This window comes from Archangium sp., assembly GCF_036388035.1.
Classification (GTDB): Bacteria; Myxococcota; Myxococcia; order Myxococcales; family Myxococcaceae; genus Archangium.
Map to the genome: position 1 here is coordinate 1 of NZ_DASVSO010000059.1, position 3,526 is coordinate 3,526.

Here is a 3,526-nt window from a genome sequence, read left to right on the forward strand (position 1 = left end):
CAGCGCGGGCCCCTCGCCGTCGCCGTCCTCACCCACTACCTCGCCCCCCTCCTCATCGCCCTCGCCGCCCCCTGGGTGCTGCGCGAGCCCCGCTCCGCCCGCGCCCTCGTCGGCGCACCCCTCACCCTCGTCGGCCTCGCGCTCCTCCTGGACACTCCCCAGGGTGGACTCGCCGACCCCTGGACCGGCCTCCTCGGCGGCGCCAGCGCCCTCTTCTACATGGCCAACGTCCTGGGCTCGAAGGTGGCCTCCCGCGCGTACTCGCCCCTCGCCGTCACCGCCCTCCACGCCCCCCTCTCCGCCCTCGCGCTGCTGCTCGTCTTCGGCCGCGACGCCCTGCCTCCCGCGCTCGACGGCAGCCTCCTGCTCGTCATCGTCGGCAGCGTCTCGTGCGGCCTCGTGGGCAACACGCTGTTCATTGTCGGACTGCGCCGCATCCCCAGCGCCGCCGCCGGGGCCCTCACCTACCTGGAGCCCCTCACCGCCGCCGTCGTCGGGCAGCTCGTCTTCGGCGAGGCCCTGGGCCCGCTGGGACTGCTGGGGGGCCTCGTCGTCCTCGTCTCCGGCGTCTGGGTCGCCAGCGAGCTCCGTGCCCAGCCGGCGCCCGCTCCGGTCCCCACGGGTATGGGGTGACCCGGAGGGGGGCGGGACTCAGCCCAGCTGCTTCTCCAGGGCGGCCCTCACGTCCGCGGTGAAGCCCGCCAGGAGCTGGCTCCCCGTGTCGATGAGCGGCCGGCGGACGTGTTGGGGGTTCGCGGCCAGGTGCCGCACCAGCTCCTCCTCCCCCAGCGAGCCCAGCTCCGCCTTCCTCTTGGGGGCGATGAGCTCCCGCACGCCCCCCAGCCTCGCCGCCAGGGAGCGGACCTCGGCCTCGCTCAGCGGTTGCTTCACCAGCTCCCGCACTTCCGCCCGCACCGTCTTGTGCGCGAGAAACTCCCGCGCTGACTTACAACCCGTTCAACCGTTCTTGATATAGAGCGTGATGGACATGCCTCCCGTGTAGCAGTCCGTCCGCCCTCCCTCAATTACCCGCTTGCGCTCCGGGCCAGGGGAGTGTTCCTCTTTCTCCATCCCGACCGCGCCCACGGGAGCAGTACCCGAATGGAACCCTCCGTCGACAGCCGTGAGTACCGCGTCGTCTTCTTCTGCCCGACCTCGAGCGCGCAGCTGGAGCACATCGAGGCCCCCGTGCGCCGCGTCCTCACGCGCATCTCCGCCCCTCCCGCGGAGCTCGCTCCGCTCGAGGCCGCCGGGACGCTCGGGGAGGCCGGCTGGCGCGTGTACCTCGTGCGCTCGATGACCGAGCGCTCCGCCGCGCTCGCCCTGGCCGCCCACGTCACCGAGGCCGCCGCCGCCATCGCCAGCGAGCTGGACACCGAGGTGCTCGGCCTCTACGTGGACGTGGCCGCCGACTCGGCCCGCATCTGCCGCTGCATGCCGGACGAGAACCCTGAAACGTTCGCCGGCCGCCGCCGCAACGTGCTCGACCGGACCGCCGAGTGGCTGGACATCAATCCGGCCAGCCTGTCGGCCCTCTTCCAGCTCGCCCTGGAGGCGGACGAGGAGGTGGATGCCGAGGACCGCTTCGTCGAGGCCAAGCTGCGCGAGGCGCGCGAGTTGATGCAGCGCTATCGTCAGGGCAAATGAGGTCTCGCACCCCGGAGGATCTCTCCGGACGTTGTCCCCACTGCTACCTGCCCTCGGCGCTGTGCCTGTGCGCCGAGGTGCCCCGGGTGGACAACCGCACCGACTTCCTCGTGGTCCGCCACAACAAGGAAGCCAACAAGTCCACCAACACGGCGCGCCTCGCGGCGCTCGCCCTGCGGCGCTGCCACATCCTCACCTATGGCGCCCCGGGCCAGCCCTTCGATGTGTCGGTGCTCATGGCGCCGGGCACCTGGCTCCTCTTCCCGGATGCCCAGCCCCCTCCTCCCGGGACGCCTCCGCCCGAGCGGCTGGTGGTGCTGGACGGCAACTGGACGCAGGCCCGGCGCATGTACCAGCGCCTGCCCGAGCTGCGCCGGCTGCCGGGACTCACCCTGCCGCCCCCCGCCCCGGACACCCGGCGCCTGCGCCGCTCGCCCCACCCCTACGGCATGTCCACCGTGGAGGCCATCGCCGGGGCCCTCGCCGTGCTCGAGGGCGAGGAGCGGGCCCGCCCGCTCTACGAGCTCCACGAGGTGATGATCGACCGCGTCCTGGCCAGCCGGGGCCGCTTCGGCGACGACGAGTAGGGCACCCGGAGGGTCCGGAAGCGGAAAGTGCCACCGTTCACTCAGGACGGTTGGAAGCTTGAACCCCTTTTCCCGCTTTCGCCGTGAGTCACTTGATTTCTATGCTGTCGGAGAAATCAAGTTGCAGCACACAACGGGGGTTCATAGCCATGACGACGGGACGTCCTTCCTCACCCGACCGCGAGCTCTCGCGATTGCTCGACTCGGGCCTCGCCTACCTCCAGCAGCGCCAGGCCCCCGACGCCCTCTGGCACAGTCCCTCCCTCGCCGGGCCGATGCACACCAGCATGGGGCTGCTCTCGACGAACCTCCTGGGGGAGGAGGATGCCCTCCGCTTCACCCGGGAGCGGACGCTCGTCGAGAACCTGCTGGCGGACCAGGCGGTGGATGGCGGCTTCATCGCCTACGCCGGCGGCCCCTCCACCCGGCCCAGCACCCGCATCGTCCTGCTCGCACTCCAGGTCTTCGGCCAGCACCACCGGGAGGCCCTGGAGCGCGCTCCGGAGCTGCGCGCGCGCCTGGAGCAGGCGGAGCGCCGCGCGCGGGGCTTCCTCGCGTCGGGCCGGCGCGCGGACGAGTCAGGGTTCGGCTTCTACAAGGCCGTCGCGGACATCCTGTGCGACTCCATCCATCCGGAGCACTCGCGGGCGCTCCCCGCGCTCCCGGGCACCTCGGGGGTGATTCGCCTGCTGCTCGACGCGAAGCCGTTGGAGCGCTCCCGACACCGCCTCTCGATGTTCTTCTTGCAGGCCATGCCGGCCTTCGCCGTCCTGTTCCACAAGGCCGCCGAGCGCTCGCCCTGGGTTCGCGCCACCCACGCCTTCACGCGCAAGCTCGGCCGGGGCTCCCGGGCCTTGAACGCACTGGAGGCGCGCATCCTCGCGCTCCAGGAGCCTGGCGGGGCCTGGATGTGGACCGTCATGGGGACCATGCTCAACCTGCTCGCGCTCCGGGCCCTGGGCCACGGCCCCTCCCATCCGGCGATCCGCCGGGGCATCGCGTACATCGAGCGGCTGCGGGTGCCCAACGCCGAGGGACGGCTCGTCCAGGCGTGGTGCCACGCGGAGATCTGGGACACCGTCTGGGCGAGCGACACCCTGCTCACCGCGGGCGAGCGGCCCCAGGTGCTCCGCGGCGCCGAGGTGGTCGAGCGCATCCTCGAGCAGCAGCGCGGTGGCTACTGGGCGTACGGCAACGCCTCCAGCCAGGGGGAGAACGACTCCACCGCGCTCGTCGTCGCCTGCCTGGCGAAGCTCGCGCGGGGGCTCGAGGGCAAGACGCGGGAGGCCCTC

At 72.1% G+C, this 3,526-nt stretch carries 5 protein-coding genes; 4 read left to right on the plus strand and 1 reads right to left on the minus strand.

Going from position 1 to position 3,526, the window contains the following annotated elements; all coding sequences use genetic code 11:
- The coding region (locus VF697_RS02630; protein ID WP_331091879.1) for a DMT family transporter at positions 1-633 on the plus strand (633 nt) is incomplete at its 5' end.
- Between the two features lie 18 nt (positions 634-651).
- Here VF697_RS02630 and VF697_RS02635 read toward each other — a convergent pair.
- Positions 652-891, minus strand: coding sequence for a hypothetical protein (locus VF697_RS02635; RefSeq protein WP_331091880.1), 240 nt, complete (start codon positions 889-891; stop codon positions 652-654).
- Between the two features lie 210 nt (positions 892-1,101).
- Here VF697_RS02635 and VF697_RS02640 point away from each other — a divergent pair, with 210 nt between their 5' ends.
- The 3 genes from VF697_RS02640 to VF697_RS02650 all read left to right on the plus strand — a co-directional run.
- A complete protein-coding gene (locus tag VF697_RS02640; protein WP_331091881.1) occupies positions 1,102-1,647 on the plus strand; it encodes a hypothetical protein in 546 nt (181 codons plus the stop codon).
- Positions 1,644-2,234: a tRNA-uridine aminocarboxypropyltransferase gene (locus VF697_RS02645; RefSeq protein WP_331091882.1), complete on the plus strand. Its 591-nt coding sequence runs from the start codon at positions 1,644-1,646 to the stop codon at positions 2,232-2,234. Before VF697_RS02640 ends, VF697_RS02645 begins: the two co-directional genes overlap by 4 nt.
- Positions 2,235-2,383: 149 nt before the next feature.
- Positions 2,384-3,526, plus strand: a 1,143-nt coding sequence (locus VF697_RS02650; protein WP_331091883.1) for a hypothetical protein, incomplete at its 3' end; no start/stop codon positions are given.

Excerpts from the sequence above, each read along its gene's own strand:
- VF697_RS02640 (WP_331091881.1), top strand. The coding sequence starts at position 1,102 with ATGGAACCCTCCGTCGACAGCCGTGAGTACCGCGTCGTCTTCTTCTGC.
- VF697_RS02645 (WP_331091882.1), top strand. The coding sequence starts at position 1,644 with ATGAGGTCTCGCACCCCGGAGGATCTCTCCGGACGTTGTCCCCACTGC.